The following is a 20,220-nucleotide window of genomic DNA, read 5'->3' as shown; positions in this document are numbered from 1 at the left end:
TCCGGGTGGGTAAAAACGGTGGGTTCGCGCGCGTGCGTTCGGCGCGGTCCGCTGGGTATGGGTGGGCTTGTTCGTGTGCCGCTCAGGCGGGCGCTTGGTCGGCCCAGCACTGTAACCCGTGCCCGTACAACGCGCTGGCCAGGCCCCAGGCCACCCCCCAGCGCGGGGGGCAAAACGGAACCGAGGCGTTAAGCTAGCGGTTTTCACCGACCGGACTTTCATGAAGGCTACATCCCGAACCGCCGAGCCCGCCGACGGGGCCAAAAAGTCCCAGCGGCGCCAACAGCGCGAAGGCGAAATCCTCGCCGCCGCGCGCGAGGTGTTTCTCGACAAGGGTTTCGAGCGCGCCTCGGTCAGCGAGATTGCCGCGCGCGTGGGCGTGGTCGAAGGTCTGGTGTTCCGCTATTTCCCGACCAAACGCGACCTGCTGAACGAGGTTCTGCACGCGCTCTACAAACCCCTCATTTCCGATGTGGGCGAAGGCTTCTCGCGCATCAACGGCCTGCGGGGGCGTTTGCGCTTCATCATCTGGCGCCATGTGCGCGTGTACACCGAGACACCGGGCTTGGCCCGGCTGGTGCTGCACGAAGTCCGCACCGGGCCGGAGTACCTGGGTTCGGTGTTGCACGATCTGCACGTGCAGTACACCGATTTCCTGCGCCAGACCCTGGTGCAGGCGGTGGCCGATGGCGAGCTGTCGGCGGACGTGGAGTTCGAGATGGTGCGCTCCATGGTGTACGGCGGCTTGGAGCACATGATGTGGCCCGTGCTCTACGGCGGCCGCAGTGTGAACGTGGACACCCTGGCCGACCGTTTCTCGTCTGCCCTGCTGCACGGTTTGCAGCTCGGTGCGGTCCCCGCCGATGGCGTCGAGGCGCGCCTGGCGCGCATCGAGGCGCTTCTGGCCGCTGCACCGGCGGCGCCCGCTGCGAAACCGCGCCCGAACAAACCGGCCTGAGCCCGGCTCATTCCCGCACCTGCGCCGGCGCTGCTGTGCCCCGCTGGTGCGACCCTGGTTCCTCGTTTTTCCGACCGTGAACCCGGGTGGCTAGGTGTTTGCCCGAATACGCTTGCATATTTGTTGACCCTGACTCAATAAAACATAACAATCGATCCCGGCAACAGGCTGGTTTTAACTCTTAACGGGTCAATACGAGTCTGACTCAAAAACTACAGCCCGCCGGCATCTGGCGGACGGGCATGTCGGAGACACCGTGATCGTTATGACCCCTCCTGCGTCCCGCACGCCGGTGCTCGAATGCATCGGCGTCGAGCGTTCTTTTGGTGGCCTCAAGGCGCTCAAGGGCGTGAACCTGTCGATCGCCGAGGGCGAGATCGTTGGGCTGGTGGGGCCGAACGGCAGCGGCAAGACCACCATGGTCAACGTGATCACCGGCTTCTACCCGCCCCAGGCCGGGCAGGTGAAGCTGTTCGGGCAGGACATCACCGGCATGCGGCCCTACCGCATCGCCCAGCATGCCGTGGCCCGCACCTTCCAGAACCTGGCGCTGTTTCGTGGCATGAGCGTGCTCGACAACATCCTGCTCGGCCGCCACGTGCACATGAAGCCGGGCGCACTGGCCTCGCTGTTTTACTGGGCCTGGGCGGCGCGCGAGGAAACCGTGCACCGCGAGGTGGCCGAAGACATCATCGATTTCCTGCAGCTGCAGGACGTGCGCGACGACGCCATCGAGACCGTGCCGCCGGGCCTGCAAAAGCGCGTGGAACTGGCGCGCGCGCTGGCGTCCGAGCCGCGTCTGCTGATCCTCGACGAGCCCATGGCCGGCATGAACCAGGAAGAGAAGGAATACATCGCCCGCTTCATCCTCGACGCGCGCGACGAACGCGGTGTCTCGATTCTGCTGATCGAGCACCACATGGATGTGGTGACTTCGTTGTGCGACCAAGTGCTGGTGCTGAGCCACGGCGAGGCGATTGCCAGCGGAACGCCGCGCGAGGCGATCTCGTCGCCGCAGGTGGTGGCGGCCTATCTGGGCCAGCGCGCCGCAGCGCGTGCGGGAGCTTCGGCATGAACGCCGCACCCGACGCCGCGCTGTTGGCGGCCGTGCACCAGGCCGCCGCGCAGTGGCCGCGCGATGAGGCGGGTGAGCCCGTGTCGCTGGTCGCGGCGTTGGCGCGCAACGCGCGGGACGAGGGCGGGCGCATCGCGGTGCGCGAGCGGGAACGCGGCATCTGGCGCGAATACACCTGGACGCAGGTGCTGGCCGACGTGCTGGCCATGGCCGCTGCGCTCGACGAGCATGGCCTGAAGGCCGGTGACGCGATGATGGTGATTGGCGACAACCGGCTCCAGCTGTACGCCGTCATGCTCGCGGCGGGCGCGCTGCGCGCCTACCCGGTGCCGATCTACTCGGACGTACCACCTGGCGAACTGCTGCAGTACAGCCAGCTCGGCCATCCGCGCCTGGCGGTGGCCGAAGACCAGGAGCAGGTGGACAAGCTGCTCGGTCTGCGCGAGGCCTGTGGTCGGCCCCAGGAAATCTTTTACAGCGACCCGCGTGGCATGGCGGCGTATGCGCAGCCCGGCCTGTTCGGTCTCGACGTGCTGCTGGCGCGTGGCCGTGAGCGCCTGCGCGAAGAACCGGCGCTGTTGGCGCGCTTCATCACCGGTGCACAGGGCAGCGACTATGCGGTGCTGATGCATTCGTCGGGTACCACCGGCACACCCAAAGGCGTGCCGCTCACGCACGCCAACGTGCTCAAGGGCGCACGCAACGCCCACGCCGGTGGTTGCTTTGCGCGCCACGAATCGCACTACGCCTACCTGCCCATGGCCTGGGTCGGCGACTTCGTGTTCACGCTGGGCGCCGGCATCGCGCTGGCCTTCACCATCCACATCCCCGAGCGCCAGGAAACGGTGATGCACGATTTGCGCGAGGTGGCGCCCACCATGTACCTGGCCGCGCCGCGCGCCTGGGAGAACATGCTCACGCGGGTGCAGGTCGGCATGGCCGAAGCCACACCGTTCAAACGCGCGCTGTACGACTGGTTCATGCTGCGGGCCGTGGCCATGGAGCGCCTGCGCCTGTCTGGCGGCCAGCCTGGCCTGGGCCAGCGCCTGCTGCGCCAGTTGGGCGAGTGGCTGGTGTTCGCACCCATCAAAGACTTTCTCGGCCTGTCGCGCGCACAGCGCGCCTACACCGGCGGCGAAGCCTTGGGTGAAGACGTCTTCGTGGCTTTCCGCGCGATGGGCATCAACCTCAAGCAGTTCTACGGCCAGACCGAGACCAGCGCGCTGACCGCTGCGCACGTGGACGGCAACGTGAAGCTGCACACCGTGGGCAGGCCGATGCCGGGTGTGGAGGTGCGCATCGACGACGACGGCGGCATTCTGGTGCGCTCGGCCTCGGTGTTCCCTGGCTACCACGAGAGCCCCGAGGCCTCGGCCGAGGTGTTGCGCGATGGCTGGCTGGCCACGGGCGATGCCGGTTACTTCGAAGCCGATGGCGACCTCGTGGTGCTGGGCCGTGTGAGCGAAGTGGTCTACACGGCAGCGGGCGAGCGCTTCGTGCCCAACTACATCGAGAACCGGCTGAAGTTCAGTCCCTATGTGCGCAACGCCGCCGTCATCGGTGCCGGGCGCGACCACCTGGCGGTCATGTTGTGTGTGGACTTCGAGTCGACCGGCCATTGGGCCGAGCAGCGCGGCCTGTCCTACACCTCGTATGCCGAGCTGTCGCAGTTGCCCGAGGTGCTGGAGCTGATGGCGCAGGCGGTGCGCCACGTCAACACCGTGCTCAAGCCCGAGCTGCGCGTGACGCGTTTCGTGAGCCTGCCCAAAGACTTCGACCCGGACGACGGTGAGATCACGCGCACGCGCAAGCTGCGCCGCAACGTGATCGAGGAGCGTTACGCCGTGCTGATCGAGGCGCTGTTCGCACCCATGCCCAGCGCTTCCGTGGCGATCGATTTTGATACCGCTATCACTTACGAGAGCGGCGAGCGCGGTGTGCTGCGCCGCTCCCTCACTCTGAAAAAGGTCGACTGATGGACATCCTGTTGCTGGCCGAACTCTCGATCAACGGCGCGCTGGTCGGCCTGATGTACGCGCTGGTGGCGCTGGGCATCGTGGTCGTCTACAAGGCCTCGCGCTACGCCAACCTCGCGCAAGGCGCCTTCTGCATGGCGGGGGGCTACTTCTGCGCCGTGCTCATCCTGTCGCTGAGCGTGCCGGTGTGGCTCGCGGTGCCGCTGTCCATCGTGCTGATGTTCGGGCTGGGTGTGTTCGTCGAACGCTTCTTGCTGCGCCGCATGATCGGCCAGCCGGTGGTGATGGTGATCATGCTCACGCTGGGGCTGGAGATCCTGCTGCGCGGCCTGGTGCCCGGGCTCATGGGTTCGACGGTCAAGCGGCTGGACCTGGGCATTTCGCAGGCTCCGCTGCTGCTCGGGGACATCCTGGTCAACCGCGCCTACCTGGTCGGTGGCGGCATCGCGCTGCTGTTCATTGCCGGCGCCATTCTGTTCTACAACACCGCGCTGGGCATCCGCATGCGGGCGGTCTCGGACGACCCGGTCGCGGCCTGGTCGGTCGGCATCCGCGTCGAGACCATGATCGCCATCGCCTGGGGCCTGGCGGGCAGCGCAGCGGGTGCGGCCGGCGTGCTGTGGGGCGCCACGCAGGGCGTGGACTGGACCTTGTCGCTGTTGCTGCTCAAGGCCGTGGCCATCGCCATCCTCGGCGGTCTGGACAGCGTGCCCGGCGTGCTGGTCGCCGGCTTGTTGATCGGTGTGATCGAAAGCGTGGCCGCCGGCTACCTCGACCCCATCGTGGGCGGCGGCACGCGCGACGTGGTCGCCTCCGTGATCATCTTGCTGACCGTGCTGGTGAGGCCGCACGGCCTGTTCGGCCGCGAACACATCGAAAGGGTCTGACATGTTCTACCGACTGGCTGGCATCCGCCACACCGACTACCGGCAGACGCGCCAACTCTGGCCGCTGCGCTTCGACCGGGGCTTGCTGATCGCGGTCTTGCTGCTGGCCCTGGCCGCGCCCTGGTTGCTGCCTTCGCTGTACCTCAACACCTACCTGATGCCGCTGCTGCTGTGGGTTTGCGCGGCACAGGGCTTGAATCTGCTGATGGGTGGTGCGGGCCAGGTGCACCTGGGCTATGGCGCGGTCATGGGCATCGGGGCCTATGCGGCCGGGCATTGTGCGCGCGCCGGTGTGCCGTTCGAAATCTCGCTGCTGGTTGGCGGCCTGGCCGCAGCGGTCATCGGCTCGGCCTTTGGCGCGGCCGCCTTGCGCGTCAAGGGCTTGTACCTGGCCGTGACCACGTTGGCGCTGCAGTACCTGGTGGACTTCGTGGTGCTGCACGTGGGCGCCATCAGCGGGGGTTCGCAGGCTTCGCTGCAATTGCCGCAGGTGCGCATCCTGGGCCATGCGGTCACGTCCGACACCGGCCTCTACTTCGTCGCGCTCTTCGCTTGCGCGGTGATCACGTTGTTCATGCTCAACGTGCGCCGCTCCAGCCTGGGCCGCGCGCTGGCGGCTGTGCGCGAAAAAGACTATGCGGCCGAAATTCTGGGCGTGAGCGCCTTTCGCTACAAGCTGCTCGCGTTCTGGGTCAGCTCCTTCATCGGCGGCGTGGCGGGCGCGCTCTATGCGTTCTGCTATTACAAGGCGGTCTCGCCCGAGCAGTATCACATCGACCTGTCCATCCAGTTGCTGGCCACCGTGGTCGTGGGCGGCCTGGGCAGCGTGCTGGGCTGCTTCCTGGGCGCTGCGTTGATTCTGCTCGCGCCTTCGCTGCTGAACAACGGCCTGGCGGCCCTCTCCTCGAGTTTCGGCTGGCAGCTCAGTTCGGACCTCGCAACCCATGCGCCCCTGATTCTGTACGGCGGCCTCATCGTCGGCTTTCTGCTGTTCGAGCCGCTCGGCCTGGCCAAGATTTACGACAACTTGCGCAACATGTTTCTCGTGTGGCCGTTTCGGCATGCCCGCCGCTGACGACCTTTTTGACTGCAATGCAACCCCTAGGAGACACAGCATGAAAATTGGCAGAAGACAAGTGGTGGCCGTGGCCGCCGCAACCCTGGTCGGCGGCTTTGTGCCGCAGGTGATGGCGCAGGAAAAAGTCATCAAGTTCGGCATGGCGCAGGACTTCACCAAGGTGTACACCTTCGTGACGGCCGAGTACAGCCAGGGGCAGCGCGACTACCTCACGCTGATCAACGAGCGCGGTGGACTCAGCGGCTGGAAGATCGTGGCGGACGTGGTGGACCACGGCAACGAAACGCAGCGCGGCATCGAGGCCTACGAACGCTTCAAGCGCGAAGGCGTGCTGCTGGTCGATCCGCTCTCCACGCCGGTGAGCCGCGCGCTGGTGCCGCGCGCCCTGCAAGACAAGGTCAACCTGGTCACCATGTTCTCGGGCCGCAGCGACGCCGCCGACGGCTCGGTGTTCCCGTACATCATCCCGATGTCGGCCAGCTACTGGTCGCAGGCGGCGATCCTGATCGAGTACATCGCGCGCGCCGAGAAAGACCTCAAGGGCAAGAAGATCGCCATCGTGCACATCGACACGCCTTTTGGTCGCGAGCCGTTGCCGCTGCTGCAGGAACTCGCCAAGCGGCGCGGCTTCGAGCTGTTGGCCTATCCGTATGCGCCACCGGGCAACGAGCAGTCGGCGGTGTGGACGCAGGTGCGCCGCGCGCAACCGGACTGGACCCTGATCTGGGGAGGCGGTGTGGGCCAGACGGTTTCGGTCAAGGAAGCGATCCGCAACGGCATCCCGACCAACCGCATCGCCTCGGTGGTGTGGTTGTCCGAGTCGGACATGCGCGTGGTCGGTCCGGAGCAGGCCACGGGTGTGCTCAAGTTCGAGGGTGCTGCGGGCGGTCGCGAACCCAAGATCATCCAGGACATCCTGCGCGAAGTGGTCGCCAAGAACAAGGGCGCGGGCCCCGCCGATCTGGTGGGCACGAGCTACTACAACATCGGCGTGCTGGCCGCGGCACTGATGGTCGAGGGCGCGCGGCGCGGGCTGGAGATCAGCAAGGGCGCAGCGCTTACCACCGAGACGCTGAACGAAGGCTTGCTCAGCATCAAGGACTTCAACGCAGAAGGTCTTGCGCCGCCCATCACGCTGAGCAAGGCAGACCACCAGGGGGGTGGCATGGGTCGCGTGGCGCAGTGGGACGGCAAGCGCTGGGTCGCCAAGTCCGACTGGATCGCGGCCGACCAGGACCTGGTCTGGCAACTGATCAAGGCCTCGTCGGCCGAGTTCAAGAAGACCGGCAACTGAAGGCCCAATCCATGACCGCACACGCCACCGACAACACCGGCACGCCAGCCGGGGAGAAGCTGCTGGAGCTCAACAACGTGGAGGTGCTGTACGACAACGTCGCGCTCGCCATCAAGGGCGTGTCGATCGACGTGGTGCAAGGGGGTCTGGTGGCCTTGCTCGGCGCCAATGGCGCGGGCAAGAGCACCATCCTCAAGTCCATCAGCGGGCTGTTGTCGGTCGAGCGCGGGCGGGTGAGCCGGGGTGGCACGCGTTTCGCGGGTGCCGACCTGCTTGGGCTGGCGCCGCCCGAGCGTGTGCGCCGTGGCATTGCCCACGTGCTCGAAGGCCGCCGCGTCTTCGAGCACCTCACGCCGGGCGAAAACCTGCTGGCGGCGGCGTCCATGCACCGCGACAAGCGCCATGTGACCGAGCTCACCGAAAAGGTTTTTGCGTGGTTCCCGCGGTTGAAAGAGCGCGCCCGCACACAAGCCGGTTACCTGTCAGGTGGCGAGCAGCAGATGCTCGCCATTGGCCGGGCATTGATGACCGAGCCCCGGCTGCTGATGCTGGACGAGCCCAGCCTCGGCCTCTCGCCACTGCTGGTGGACGAAATTTTCGACATCGTGCGCCGCATCAACCAAGAGGGCGGCGTGTCGGTGCTGCTGGTCGAGCAGAACGCGGTGGCCGCTCTGGGCATCGCGCACCACGCCTACCTGGTCGAGAACGGCCGGGTGGTGATGGCGGGCACCGCCGAAGCGGTGCAGGCCAACCCCGACGTGCAGGAGTTTTACCTGGGCGGCGGCCACCAGACCGATTACCACGCGGTCAAACACTACCGGCGCCGCAAGCGCTGGTTGTCTTGACGCGCATTTTTCATCTTTCAGACTCAAGGCCTTTCATCCATGCGCATCGACCTCAGATTCGACCAACAGCACGTGCTCGTGTTCGGCGGCACCACCGGCATCAACTTCGGCATCGCCGAGGCCTTTGCCGTCCAGGGTGCTTCGGTGACGGTGGTCAGCCGCAAGCCGGAGAACGTGGCGAAGGCCGTCGAGCGGCTGTCGGTGCACGGGCATGGCGTGGCAGGCTTCTGCGCCGATGTGCGCAGCTTCGAATCGGTCGGCACCGCGCTGGACTCGGCGGTCGAACGCTTCGGCCCGCTCGACGTGCTGGTCTCGGGTGCGGCGGGCAATTTCTTTTGTGAGGCCAAGGACATGTCGGCCAACGGCTTTCGGGCCGTGGTGGACATCGACCTGGTCGGCACCTTCAACGTGGCGCGACAAGCCTATGCCCACCTGCGCAAGCCGGGCGCGGCGTTCATCAACATCACGGCACCGCAGTCCAGCATTGCCATGCGTTTCCAGGCGCACGCCTGCGCGGCCAAGGCCGGTGTGGACCAGCTCACGCGCGTGCTGGCGCTGGAATGGGGTGGTGAGGGTATCCGCGTGAACGCGATCTCGCCCGGCCCCATCGATGGCACCGAAGGCGTCAAACGCCTGATGGGGCAGACCGACGAGGCACTGGCGCAAGCGGTGGGGCGCGTGCCCCTGCAACGCATGGGAACGCTGGACGACATCGCGAACCTGGCCTTGTTTCTGGCGTCGCCCTATGCCGGTTATCTTTCGGGCGCGGTCATACCCTGCGACGGTGGCGGCGCGCTGGAGAGTGTGAAACCCACGCTCGAAGCGGCGGGCCGTGCCGCTGCTGCAGCGCCTCAGTTGTGAGACGAAGAAACGCCGTGGCCGCGAACGACACCACCTACACCGACCTGTTGGTGCGCAACGCGCGCTTGCATGGCGACCGCACCGCGTTCCAGATCGCATCGCACGCACCCACCCACCGCGAGCAACTCGCCCGCACCGCCCAGCTCGCCGCCGGCCTGCGCGGCCTGGGTGTGGGCCCGGGTGACCGCGTGGCGATATTGGCGCGCAACCGGATCGAGTTCCTCGATCTGCTGGGTGCGGCCGCGCACCTGGGTGCCATCGTCTCGGCCATCAACTGGCGCCTGTCCACCGCGGAGGTGGCTTTGGTGCTGGCAGGCGACACGCCCAAGCTGGTGCTGGTGGACGACGAGTTCTGGCCGCTGCTCGACGACGCGCTGGCCCGGCCGGATGCACCAGACCCGATCCGGCTGGACAGCCCGCGCGACGGTTTTCGGCATGTGTCGCAGCTGTATCTCGAGGTCGGGTGTGAGCCCGCGACCGTGGCGGCCGACGACCCACTGCTGTTGATCCACACCGCCTGGAGCGACCAGCGGCCCAAGGCCGCCACACTGACCCACCGCAACCTGCTGGCCAATGCGCTGCAGCTGCAGCAAGCCTGGACGCTTGGCCCGCAAGACGTGCACCTGTGTTGCCTGCCGCTGTTCCATTCCACCGCAGTGTCGCTCACGCTGGCGACACAGATGGCGGGCGGCAGCTCGGTGCTGATGCCGGCCTACCAGGCGGGCGAAGCGCTGGCGCTGATCGGCTTGCACCGGGTCTCGTTGTTGGCCGAGTTCGCGCCCATGCTGGGCGGGCTGTTGGACGCGGCCGCTTCGGCCCCGGCGATGCTGGCCAGCCTGCGCCACGTGTGCGGCCTCGATGCTCCCGAGACCATCCAGCGCCTGGAGGCCACCTGCACCGGCGCCACCTTCTGGACCGGCTATGGCCAGACCGAAGCCTCTGGCCTGGTGAGTCTGGCGCCCTGGCGCGACCTGCCGGGATCGGTGGGTCTGCCGCTGCCGCTGTGCGCGGTGGACATCGTCGACGAACAAGGCCTGCCGCTGCCCACCGGTGAAACCGGCGAGATCGCGCTGCGTGGCCCGTGCGTGTTCGCTGGCTACTGGCAGCGCCCAGCCGACAACGCGCAGGTGTTCCGCTCGGGCCGCCTGCACACCGGCGACAGCGGCCATCTCGACGCGCAAGGGGTGCTCTGGTACAGCGGCCGTCTCGCCACCAAGGAGCTCATCAAGACCGGAGGCGAAAACGTGTACCCGGACGAGGTGGAGACCGTCCTGCGGCTGCACCCGCAGGTGGTGGACGTGGCGGTGATCGGCGTGGTGGATGCGCACTGGGGCGAATCGGTGCGCGCCATCTGCGTCGCCGCCGAGGGCGCCCGTCCGTCGGAACAAGAGCTGATCGACTTTGTGGGCGAGCGCATCGCACGCTACAAGCGCCCACGCGTGGTGGTGTTTGCAGCGACCTTGCCCAAGAAGGCCGACGGCAGCAACGACCGCGAGCGCATCAAGCAGCTGTACGCCTGATACGCTGCGCGGCCGTTTCAGCGGCCGTTGAATTGGGGCTTGCGCTTGTTCAGGAAGGCGTGGATCGCGCCCCTGAAATCCTCGGAATCCGCGTTGGCCACGAAGGCCTCTTGTTCCAGGTCGAGCTGGGTGTCGAGGTCGTGCTCGAACGAACCCCGGATCAGGCGCTTCATGCGCCCAATGGCCAGCGTGGGGCCGCTGGCCAGGCGCTGTGCGATGGCTTGCGAGGTGTCTGCCAACGCGGCGAGTGGCACGACCTGGTTGACCATGCCCAGGCGGTGTGCCTCGGCCGCGTCGAAGCTGTCGCCCAACAAGGCGATCGCCATGGCGTTGCGCGTGCCCACCAGGCGCGGCAGGCTCCACGAGGCCGAGCCGTCGCAGGTGGTGCCGATCTTCACGTAGGCGAGGTTGAACTTCGTGCCCTCGGCGGCGATGACCAGGTCGCAGGCCATGGCCAGGCTCAGGCTGCCGCCAGCCACCACGCCGTGCACACTGGCAATGAAGGGGGCGTCGATCCGAGCGATGAGCTTGACGGCCTCGTGCACCGGCCCGATGAGGCCGGGCGCGGCACCCGGTGGATCGTCCTTCAGCTCGTTGAGGTCGCCACCCGCACCGAAGGCATCGCCCGCACCCGAAAGAATCACCGCACGCAGCTCGGGCGAAGCGGCGATCTCGCGGCAGCAGGCCAGAAAGGCGTGCGCGGTGGGCAGGTTCACCGCGTTGAGTTGCAGCGGGCGGTTGAAGCGCAACTGCGCCACGCCGCCTTTGCGGGTCAGGGTCACGGGGGTGTCGGTCATGCCCATCCCAGCCAGCGTTTGCGCCGGCGGTCGTGTTTGATGTGTTGGTAGCTTTTGCGCTCGCCGGAATGGCTCACGCCCAGGTAGAACGCGCCGTCTTGAAAATCACACAAAAGGGGCATGGCTCATTTACTGTCGAAAAAAATCGGTGTGCTGCTGTGGCCTGGGGTTACGACGTGCACCGTGTGTCGCCCGCGGCCGACGCCGTTAGTTACAGTGTTGCGCTTCAGGCTGCAGGGCCCACGTCGTAGTGCCGGGCGTATTGCGCGCGCAGCTGGGCTTTCTGGATCTTGCCGGTGGCGGTCTTGGGCAGGGCGTCCAGCACCACGATGTCCTTCGGGCACTTGAACGCGCTCAGCGTTTCGCGCAAGCGCTTCAGCACAGCGCCGGTATCGAGCGCGCTGCCGGGCCGGGGCAGCGCGAAGGCGGTGATGGCTTCGGTCCAGTGGGCGTGCGCCAGTCCCACCACGGCCACCTCGGCAATGCCGGGCTCGGTCGCCAGGATGGCTTTTTCCACTTCGAGCGAGGACACGTTTTCGCCGCCCGACTTGATCACGTCCTTGAACCGGTCCTCGAACCAGAGCAAGCCGTCGGCGTCCATGTGGCCGGCGTCGCCGGAGTGGAACCAGCCGTGGCGGAACGCCTCGGCGGTGGCGTCGGGGTTGTCGAGGTAGCTGTTCAGCAACTGCGGGCTGCGGTAGACGATTTCGCCGGTTGCGCCCGCAGGCAGCAAACCGCCGTGTTCGTCCATGATGCCCACGCGCACATTGGTGGCCGGTGTGCCCACCGCGCCGGGGTGGCTGAGCTGGTGTTCGGGGCGGAAGAAGGTGGCCACCGGGCTCATTTCGGTCTGGCCGAACATCAGTGAAAATTCGCAACCCAGCAGCCGCATGGCACGCACCAGATCGGCTTGCGGCATGGCCGCCATGGCATAGACCGCCAGCCGCAGGCTGGCCAGGTCGCGCGGCTGCGCTTCCTGTGCGTCGCACAGCGCCCGCACCATGAGGGGCAGGCCGAACACCACGCTGAGGCGCTCACGTTCGATCAGATCGAGCAAGCTTGCGGCATGGAATTCGCGCAGCACCACGATCCCGGCGCCCACCGCGATAGCGGGCGTGCACAAGGCGTTGAGCTGGGCGGTGTGGAACAGCGGCAGCATGGCGGTGATGCGGTCGCTGCCGCTCATGCCGGTGTCCAGTGCCGTGCCCAGTGAGTCCATGCAGATCGCCAGGTGGCTGGCCACCACGCCCTTGGGGGCCGAGGTGGTGCCGCTGGTGTAGAGGATGGACACGGCAGCGTCGTTGGCCACCACCTGTTCGGGTTCGGTATCGGGCTGGTGCGCGCACAGCGCCTGGAATCCGCTGGCGTGCACGCCAGCGGGCAGCGGCGCATCGGGGACTTCGCCCATGCTGACGACGTCGCGCACGGAACCGTCGGCGGGCAGGGCGGCCACCAGGCGGGCGAGCAGCGGTGCTTCCACCACGGCGCCGCGTGCCTTCGCGTGCGCCAGCACATAGCCGATTTCGTTCGGCCCCCACAGCAGGTTGATCGGCACGCAAGCCACGCCCAGTTTGGCGCAAGCGAAATAGGTGGCGAGGAACTCGGCGCAGTTGCCCGCCATCAGGGCCAGGCGGTCGCCAGGGCCGTAGCCCAGGCTTGCAAGACCGTGGGCCAGCTGGTTGGTCCAGCGGTTGAAGGCGCGGTAGCTCCAGCGCCGCGCGCCGTCAACCAGCATCTCGCGCTCGGGGAAACGTTCGACGCTGCGCAGCAGCATGTCGCCGACGTTGACGCGGCGCACCAGGTTGTCGTGAAGGGTGCTGATGTCGGTCATGGCGGCCTCAGAACGCCACTTGGCCAGCGCCCTTGAGGCTGAGGATCTCGCGCGCCTCGTCGGGTGATGCGACCTCCAGGCCCAGACCTTCGATGATGCCGCGCGCCTGGCGCACCTGCTCGGCGTTGGACGCTGCCAGCCGACCCTTGCCGGCCCACAGCGAATCTTCCAGGCCCACGCGCACGTTGCCACCCATGGCCGCGCTCATGGCCGCCACCGGCATCTGGCTGCGCCCCGCGCCCAGGGCCGACCAGCGGTAGTTGTCGCCAAACAGCCGATCGGCCGTGCGCTTCATGTGCTGCACATCTTCCGGGTGCGCACCGATGCCGCCGAGCAGGCCGAACACGGTCTGTATGAACAACGGCGCTTTCACCAAACCCTCTTGCCAGAAGTGGTGCAGGTTGTAGAGGTGGCTGGTGTCGTAACACTCGAACTCGTAGCGCGTGTTCGTCTCGTTCAAGGTGTTGAGCGCGTAGGCGATGTCTTTGAACGAGTTGCGAAACACCAGGTCGTGCGAGTTCTCCAGCATCTCGGGTTCCCAGGCGTGCTTGAATTCCTTGAAGCGCTTGAGCATGGGGAACAGACCGAAGTTCATCGAGCCCATGTTCAGGCTGGCCACCTCGGGCTTCCACACCGCCGCGGGGCGGATGCGTTCTTCGACCGACATGTAGGGCGAGCCACCGGTGGTGAGGTTGACCACCACGTTGGAGCGCGCCTTGATGGCGCGCAGAAAGGGCTCGAAAGCCTCGGGGGACTGGTCGGGCCGCCCATCGGCGGGGTTGCGCGCGTGCAGGTGCACGATGGCAGCACCCGCTTCGGCCGCGCCAATGGCGGCTTCAGCGATCTCCTCGGCGCTCACCGGCAGGTGCGGCGACATGGAGGGCGTGTGGATCGAACCGGTGACGGCGCAGGTGATGATGACTTTGTGCTGGGGCATGGCAATGCAATCTCAGGGTGTTGGGGGGTCGAAATAAGCGGGGCGCCCGGCGGTCCAGAATTCGCCCCAGAGTTGTCCGCCGCCGTCCACGGTCATGACTTCGCCGGTCATGAAACTGGCGGCGGGGCTGGCCAGAAACACCGTGGCCTCGGCGATTTCGCGCAGGCTGCCCGGTCGCTTGAGCGGGTTCGAGCGCGGGAACTCGCGGTGCGCTTCGGGTGGATACACCGCCAGCCCTTCGGTGGCGGTGAGCCCGGGCGCGATGCAGTTGACGCGGATGCCCAGGGGCGCCCATTCCACGGCCACCGTGCGGCTCACCCCGATCACGCCCGAGCGCGAAGCCACGCTGTGCGCGATGCCGGGCATGCCACGGTCCACCACCATCACCAGATTGACGATCACGCCCGGTGCCTTGCGGCCTTGCCAGTGGCGCGCAGCGGCCTGCATCATGAACCAGGTGCCGTTGAGGTTGTTGTCGATCACGGCGCGCCAGCCCTTGGCGCTGAAATCGATCGCGTGTTGCGGGAACTGGCCGCCGGCGTTGTTCACCACCGCGTGCAGGGCGCCGTGTTCGCGCGCGATGGCGTCGAACAACGCCTCGACCTGTTCGGGTTCACGGATGTTGACCGCCATGGGCAGCACCTCGCAGCCGTGGGCGCGGGCTTCTTCGGCCACGCGCTCCAGCTTTTCCAGGGTGCGGCCGCAGACGATGACGCGCGCACCCAGCCGCGCCATCAGCAGCGCCGTGGCCCGGCCAATGCCGGTGCCGCCACCGGTGACCAGCACCGTCTGCCCAGCGAACAGGTCGCTGCGGTAGACCGTGGGCATGGCCCACACATCGTTTTCCATGGGGTCGTCGTTCATGCGCTCAGCCCCGCAGCATTTCGCCGCTGATGATGATCTTGCGCACCTCGGTCGTGCCCGCGCCGATCTCCAGCAGCTTGATCGCACGGTACAGGCGGTTGATCTCGGACTCCCAGATGTAGCCGCTGCCACCGTGGATCTGCACCGCTTCGTTGAGCACCTGGTTCATGGTGTTGGCCGCGAACATGACCGAGGCCGCCGTGATCTTGTGGATGTCGCCGCGCCCGGCATCGCCGCCTTCGAGGGCGCTGGCGGCACGCAGTGCCTGGTAGGTGAAGACGCGCATGGATTCGACCCACACATACATTTGCGCAAGCTTGTCTTGCACCATCTGGAAGCTGGCGATGGGTTTGCCGAACTGCTGGCGTGTGCGCGCATAGTCCAGGCTCAGCTCCAGTGCGCGCTCGGCAATGCCCAGGCAGAGCGGCGCGATCATGGCGCGTTCGAGATCGAGGCCGCTCATCACCACCTTCACGCCGGAATTTTCCGCACCGATCAGGTTCGCCGCCGGCACGCGGCAGTTGTCGAACACCAGCTCCGCCGTCTGGCTGCCGCGAAAGCCCATCTTCACCAGCTTCTGCGCCACCTTGAAACCGGGGAAGCCACTTTCCACAATGAAGGCCGAAATGCCTTGCGATCCGAGCCCTTTGTCGGTCTTGGCGTACACCAGCAGCACGTCGGCCACCGGCCCGTTGGTGATGTAGATCTTGGTGCCGTTGAGCACATAGTCGTCGCCATCGCGCACGGCGGTGGTGCGCATCGAGCCCAGGGCGTCCGATCCGGCGCCCGGTTCGGTCAGGCCCAGCGCGCCGATCGATTCGCCCCGGCACATGGGCGGCGCGTAGCGCGCCAGTTGCTCGGGGCTGGCGTTGCGCAGCAGCTTCTGCAGCCACAGGTTTTCGTGCGCCACCCAGCTCAGTGCGAATGCGTGGTTCCAGCGCGCAAACGCCTGAAGAATCAAACCGCTGGTGAACAGGTCGGCGCCGGAGCCCCCCAGCGATTCGGGCGCTGTGATGCCGAAGTAGCCGTTGGCTCCGAGTTTGGGAAAAGCCTGGTCGGGCCACCACTCCTCGTTGTCCATGTGCGGCGCAAGCGGGTAGAGCTCGGCGCGCGCAAAGCGGTCGGCCTGGCTCAGCAACTCGGCCTCGTCGTCCGACAGGCCGCTGAAGATCTGGGCGGCGCCACGCTGGGCGGTGAGGGGTTCTGACATGCGCGCTCCTTGTGCGGTGCCGATGCGGTCGCTGCAACGGCTATAAATGAGTGATGCTCATTAGTTTTACACAGATATAAACGTGCAGAACTAGGGGAAATACCAATATAAAAATGAGTGTCACTCACTATCATTTGCCGCAGGGCATTGTGTGTCCCTTCAGGAGTTGACGCTGGTGCAAAACTGGACTTTCTCATCCGTGCTGATCGCCAACCGGGGCGAGATCGCCCTGCGGATCGTGCGCACCGTGCAGGCCCTGGGCTTGAAGGCGGTTGTGGTTTACCACCGGCTCGATGCCGGTGCTCCGGCAGTAAAGCAGGCCGACCAGGCGATCGAAATCCACGGGGCAACCCCGGTGGCCGCCTACCTCGATGGCGCGCAGATCATCGAAGCCGCCCGCGCCGCCGAGGCGGGCGCGGTGCATCCGGGCTACGGCTTTCTGTCGGAAAACGCCGGTTTTGCGAAAGCCTGCCGCGAGGCTGGCCTGGCGTTCATCGGCCCCACGCCCGAACTGATCGAGCTCATGGGCGACAAGGTGCGGGCGCGCGCTTTCGTCGAGCGCGGCGGCTTTCCGGTGGCGCCCTCGGCGATCGAAGACGACGACCCCGCCACCTTCACCGAACGCGCACGCGCCGTGGGCTTTCCGCTGCTCATCAAGCCCGCAGCGGGCGGCGGTGGCAAAGGCATGCGCGTGGTGCGCGAGGCGGCCCAGCTCGCGTCCGAAATCGAGCGCGCGCGCAGCGAAGGCGCGCGCTACTTTGGCGACGGTCGTCTCTACGTCGAGCGCTTTGTCGAAAACCCGCGCCACATCGAGGTGCAGGTGCTGGGCGATACGCACGGCACGGTGGTGCACCTGTTCGAGCGCGAGTGTTCGGTGCAGCGCCGCTTCCAGAAAATCGTGGAAGAGTCGCCGTCGCCCGCACTCACCGAGGCGCAGCGCCAGGCCATTTGCGAGACGGCAGCGGGCATTGCGCGCAGCGCGGGCTATACCAACGCGGGCACGGTGGAGTTCATCTACGGCGGCGGCGAGTTCTTCTTTCTGGAGATGAACACCCGGCTGCAGGTGGAACACCCGGTGACCGAAGCGGTGCTCGGCATCGACCTGGTCGAACAGCAATTGCGCATCGCCGCGGGCGAAGCACTGGCTTTCTCGCAAGCCGATCTCCAGCCCAAGGGCCATGCGATCGAATTCCGCGTGTACGCCGAAGACGCGGCCGCTGGCTACCTGCCCACCACTGGGCCTGTGCTGATGCTGCGGGCGCCTGCGGGCGAGGGCGTGCGTGTGGACAGCGGCATTGCCGCCGGCCAGGACGTGACCGCCGCGTTCGACCCCATGCTCGCCAAGCTCATCGTCTGGGGCGACAGCCGTGCGCAGGCCATGGAGCGTGCCCACCAGGCCTTGCGCAACTACGTGCTGCTGGGCTGCAAGACCAACCTGGGCTTTCTGCAGCGGCTGCTGCAGCACCCGGCCTTCGCCGCCGGTGAAATCCACACCGGCTTTCTGGATGCCCACCCCGAAGTCGCCGCCGAGCCCGCGCTCGCACCCGCGACCACACAACAACTGCTGGCCACCGCCGCACTGGCCTGCCGGCCGGTGCGCGACGCGGCCGACGCCGTGCCGGCCTTGCACGCCGCCATGGGCGCCTGGAGAAACTGAACATGGCACACACATTTGCGCTCAACGGCGGCCAGCACGAAGTCTGGCTCGCGCGCGCGCCTTCCGGATACCTGTTGCACGTGGGCGAGCACAGCGTGGCCGTGGCCCTGGCCGCGCGTGGCGAGCACGTGCACGAACTGCTGGTGGGCGACCACAGCGAACGCATCTACCTGGCGGTGCGCGGCGACGAGGTGCATGTGCACCTCGATGGCCAGGCGCACACGCTGCGCTACACGCACAACCTGGAACGCTTCGCGGGCCAGGAACAAGACGAGGCCGAGGCCGTTTCACGCGCGCCCATGCCGGGCGCGGTAATCGCGGTGCATGTGCAAGAGGGCCAGACCGTGGAACGGGGTGAGGTGATGGTGGTGATTGAAAGCATGAAGATGGAAACCGCGATCTGCGCAGGGCACGCCGGGCGGGTGCAGAAACTGCACGTGGTGGCGGGCCAGACCTTTGACCGCGACGCGCTGCTGGTGACGCTGGAACGCGCGGAGGCCGCAGCATGAAGCGCATCGACTCCTTGATCAACACCGGCTCGGCCGACTTTCTGGCCAACCGCGCGCACAACCTGCGCCTGGCCGACGAACTGCGCCAGATGCAGCAGCAGGTGCGCCACCATCGGCCCGAACGCGACCTGCAGCGCCTGGCGCGCCAGAACAAGCTGTTCGTGCGCGACCGCATCCAGCGCCTGCTCGATCCGGGCACGCCGTTTCTGGAGCTGTCCACGCTGGCGGGCAACATGGAATACGACGGCGAGGTGCCCGGCGCAGGCATCGTCACCGGCATCGGCATCGTCTCGGGTCGCGAGGTGCTGATCCACGCGTCCGACGCCAGCGTGAAGGGCGGGGCCTGGTACCCGCTGTCGGTGAAGAAGATCGTGCGCGCGACCGACATCGCGGTGGAAAACCGCCTGCCCATGATCCACCTCTGCGACAGCGCCGGCGGCTTCCTGCCGCTGCAAGCCGAGCTGTTTGCCGACCGCCACAACGCCGGGCGCATCTTCCGCAACCAGTCCATCCTGTCCAAGATGGGTGTGCCGCAGGTGGCCATCGTGCTCGGCCATTGCACCGCAGGTGGCGCATACGTGCCGGCCCTGTCCGACTACAGCGTGATCGTGCGCGGCAACGGCGCGATCTTTCTCGGCGGCCCGCCGCTGGTGAAGGCCGCCACCGGCGAAGAAGTGAGCGCCGACGACCTGGGCGGCTGCGATGTGCACACCCGGCTTTCGGGCACGGCCGATTACCCGGCGGGCAACGAATTCGAGGCCATTGCCATCGCGCGCGACGTGGTCGCGCAGTGGCACCGCCCGGCCAAGGCGGCGGTCGAGTGGCAGGAACCCGAGGCGCCGCACTACGACCCGAAAGAGCTCTACGGCATCATCCCGCGCGACATCAAGGTGCAGTTCGACATGCGCGAAGTGATCGCCCGCATGGTCGACGCCAGCCGTTTCCACGAATACCAGCCGGCCTACGGCAGCACCCTGGTGTGCGGCTTTGCGCACCTGTGGGGCTACAAGATCGGCATCCTGGCCAACAACGGCGTGCTGCTCAATGAAAGCGCGCTCAAGGGTGCCCACTTCGTCGAGCTGTGCAACCAGAACCGCACGCCGCTGGTGTTTCTGCAGAACATCACCGGCTTCATGGTGGGACGCGACTACGAGCGCCGTGGCATCACCAAAGACGGCGCCAAGATGATCATGGCGGTGGCCGGTTCCGAAGTGCCCAAGTTCACCGTGATCTGCAACGGCTCGTTTGGTGCCGGCAACTACGGCATGTCGGGCCGCGCCTTCGACCCGCGCTTTCTCTTCATGTGGCCGCAAAGCCAGATCTCGGTGATGGGCGCCGAGCAGGCCGCCAATGTGCTGGTCGACGTGAAACTGCGCCAGCTCGCGCGCAGCGGCGAGACACTGGACGCCGCCGAGGTGGCGGCGATCCGGGAACCCGTGCTGGCCGACTACCGGCGCCAGTCGAGCGCGCTGTACTCCACCTCCCGTCTGTGGGACGACGGCATTCTCGACCCCACCGATACCCGCAACGCGCTCGGCATGGCGATCTCGGCCGCGCTCAACGTGCCGATCAAGGAGCCGGGTTATGGCGTCTTCCGCATGTGAGCCCGGCCCTGGCGGGCCACCCGTCACGCTGGATCTGCTCCGGCCAGGCGTCGCGGCGCTGACATTGCGCCGCCCGACCGAGCGCAACGTCATCACCCATGCCTGGGCCGACGCCATGCTGGCGCACTGCGCGAGCCTGCGGGCCGGCGCGGACATTGGCGTGGTGCTGCTGCGCGCACAAGGCCCGGCCTTCTGCGTCGGCGCCGACGTGCGCGAGATGGCGCGCCACCTCGACGACTTGCCCAACTACATCGGTGCCCTGATAGACCACGCACACGCGGCCATCGTGGCGCTGCAAACGCTGCCCATGCCGGTGG

19 protein-coding genes are annotated in these 20,220 nt (G+C 66.9%); 13 read left to right on the top strand and 6 right to left on the bottom strand.

From position 1 onward, the window contains the following. Positions 1-220: 220 nt before the first annotated feature. From ABYB95_RS03125 to ABYB95_RS03085, 9 genes are all read left to right on the top strand, one after another. Positions 221-958 (top strand): TetR/AcrR family transcriptional regulator, encoded by a 738-nt coding sequence (locus ABYB95_RS03125; protein ID WP_372656978.1) that lies wholly within the window; start codon positions 221-223, stop codon positions 956-958. Positions 959-1,223: 265 nt separating this feature from the next. Further along, positions 1,224-2,033, top strand: coding sequence for an ABC transporter ATP-binding protein (locus tag ABYB95_RS03120; RefSeq protein ID WP_372656979.1), 810 nt, complete (start codon positions 1,224-1,226; stop codon positions 2,031-2,033). Beyond that, positions 2,030-4,009: a long-chain fatty acid--CoA ligase gene (locus ABYB95_RS03115; protein ID WP_372656977.1), complete on the top strand. Its 1,980-nt coding sequence runs from the start codon at positions 2,030-2,032 to the stop codon at positions 4,007-4,009. The genes ABYB95_RS03120 and ABYB95_RS03115 overlap by 4 nt, the downstream gene beginning before the upstream one ends. Continuing rightward, the gene (locus ABYB95_RS03110; protein WP_372656976.1) at positions 4,009-4,896 is read left to right on the top strand and encodes a branched-chain amino acid ABC transporter permease; all 888 of its coding nucleotides are present in this window, start codon (positions 4,009-4,011) and stop codon (positions 4,894-4,896) included. Before ABYB95_RS03115 ends, ABYB95_RS03110 begins: the two co-directional genes overlap by 1 nt. A gap of 1 nt (position 4,897) precedes the next feature. Next, on the top strand, positions 4,898-5,971 hold the full coding sequence (locus ABYB95_RS03105) for a branched-chain amino acid ABC transporter permease (protein ID WP_372656975.1): 1,074 nt from the start codon (positions 4,898-4,900) through the stop codon (positions 5,969-5,971). Between the two features lie 40 nt (positions 5,972-6,011). Beyond that, the gene (locus tag ABYB95_RS03100) at positions 6,012-7,268 is read left to right on the top strand and encodes an ABC transporter substrate-binding protein (protein WP_372656974.1); all 1,257 of its coding nucleotides are present in this window, start codon (positions 6,012-6,014) and stop codon (positions 7,266-7,268) included. Positions 7,269-7,279: 11 nt separating this feature from the next. Then, positions 7,280-8,113: an ABC transporter ATP-binding protein gene (locus ABYB95_RS03095; RefSeq protein WP_372656973.1), complete on the top strand. Its 834-nt coding sequence runs from the start codon at positions 7,280-7,282 to the stop codon at positions 8,111-8,113. 39 nt (positions 8,114-8,152) lie between these two features. Beyond that, positions 8,153-8,974, top strand: a complete 822-nt coding sequence (locus ABYB95_RS03090) for an SDR family oxidoreductase (protein WP_372656972.1) — start codon at positions 8,153-8,155, stop codon at positions 8,972-8,974. A 14-nt stretch (positions 8,975-8,988) separates the two neighbouring features. After that, positions 8,989-10,494, top strand: coding sequence for an AMP-binding protein (locus tag ABYB95_RS03085; RefSeq protein ID WP_372656971.1), 1,506 nt, complete (start codon positions 8,989-8,991; stop codon positions 10,492-10,494). Between the two features lie 17 nt (positions 10,495-10,511). Here ABYB95_RS03085 and ABYB95_RS03080 read toward each other — a convergent pair whose 3' ends face one another. From ABYB95_RS03080 to ABYB95_RS03055, 6 genes are all read right to left on the bottom strand, one after another. Further along, positions 10,512-11,291 (bottom strand): enoyl-CoA hydratase/isomerase family protein, encoded by a 780-nt coding sequence (locus ABYB95_RS03080; protein WP_372656970.1) that lies wholly within the window; start codon positions 11,289-11,291, stop codon positions 10,512-10,514. Continuing rightward, positions 11,288-11,413, bottom strand: a complete 126-nt coding sequence (locus ABYB95_RS03075) for a hypothetical protein (protein ID WP_372656969.1) — start codon at positions 11,411-11,413, stop codon at positions 11,288-11,290. Before ABYB95_RS03075 ends, ABYB95_RS03080 begins: the two co-directional genes overlap by 4 nt. Positions 11,414-11,517: 104 nt before the next feature. After that, on the bottom strand, positions 11,518-13,122 hold the full coding sequence (locus tag ABYB95_RS03070) for an AMP-binding protein (protein WP_372656967.1): 1,605 nt from the start codon (positions 13,120-13,122) through the stop codon (positions 11,518-11,520). A gap of 7 nt (positions 13,123-13,129) precedes the next feature. Continuing rightward, positions 13,130-14,059: a 3-keto-5-aminohexanoate cleavage protein gene (locus ABYB95_RS03065; protein ID WP_372656966.1), complete on the bottom strand. Its 930-nt coding sequence runs from the start codon at positions 14,057-14,059 to the stop codon at positions 13,130-13,132. Between the two features lie 12 nt (positions 14,060-14,071). Beyond that, positions 14,072-14,923 (bottom strand): SDR family oxidoreductase, encoded by an 852-nt coding sequence (locus tag ABYB95_RS03060; RefSeq protein ID WP_372656965.1) that lies wholly within the window; start codon positions 14,921-14,923, stop codon positions 14,072-14,074. Positions 14,924-14,927: 4 nt separating this feature from the next. Continuing rightward, positions 14,928-16,133: an acyl-CoA dehydrogenase family protein gene (locus tag ABYB95_RS03055; RefSeq protein ID WP_372656963.1), complete on the bottom strand. Its 1,206-nt coding sequence runs from the start codon at positions 16,131-16,133 to the stop codon at positions 14,928-14,930. Between the two features lie 175 nt (positions 16,134-16,308). On the opposite strand from ABYB95_RS03055, the gene ABYB95_RS03050 reads away from it, so the two are divergent. The 4 genes from ABYB95_RS03050 to ABYB95_RS03035 all read left to right on the top strand — a co-directional run. Then, positions 16,309-17,790, top strand: coding sequence for an acetyl/propionyl/methylcrotonyl-CoA carboxylase subunit alpha (locus tag ABYB95_RS03050; protein WP_372656962.1), 1,482 nt, complete (start codon positions 16,309-16,311; stop codon positions 17,788-17,790). Positions 17,791-17,792: 2 nt separating this feature from the next. Next, entirely contained in the window at positions 17,793-18,299 is a 507-nt protein-coding gene (locus tag ABYB95_RS03045) for an acetyl-CoA carboxylase biotin carboxyl carrier protein subunit (protein ID WP_372656960.1), read from the top strand. Then, positions 18,296-19,903: a carboxyl transferase domain-containing protein gene (locus ABYB95_RS03040; protein WP_372656959.1), complete on the top strand. Its 1,608-nt coding sequence runs from the start codon at positions 18,296-18,298 to the stop codon at positions 19,901-19,903. The genes ABYB95_RS03045 and ABYB95_RS03040 overlap by 4 nt, the downstream gene beginning before the upstream one ends. After that, positions 19,884-20,220 (top strand): enoyl-CoA hydratase/isomerase family protein (locus ABYB95_RS03035; RefSeq protein ID WP_372656958.1); only part of this gene is annotated, 337 nt, incomplete at its 3' end. The genes ABYB95_RS03040 and ABYB95_RS03035, both read left to right, overlap by 20 nt.

Source organism: Hydrogenophaga sp., assembly GCF_041633695.1.
Taxonomy (GTDB): domain Bacteria; phylum Pseudomonadota; class Gammaproteobacteria; order Burkholderiales; family Burkholderiaceae_C; genus Hydrogenophaga.
Note: the sequence above shows the minus strand (reverse complement) of the source record. Positions and strands in the feature narration are given on the sequence as shown.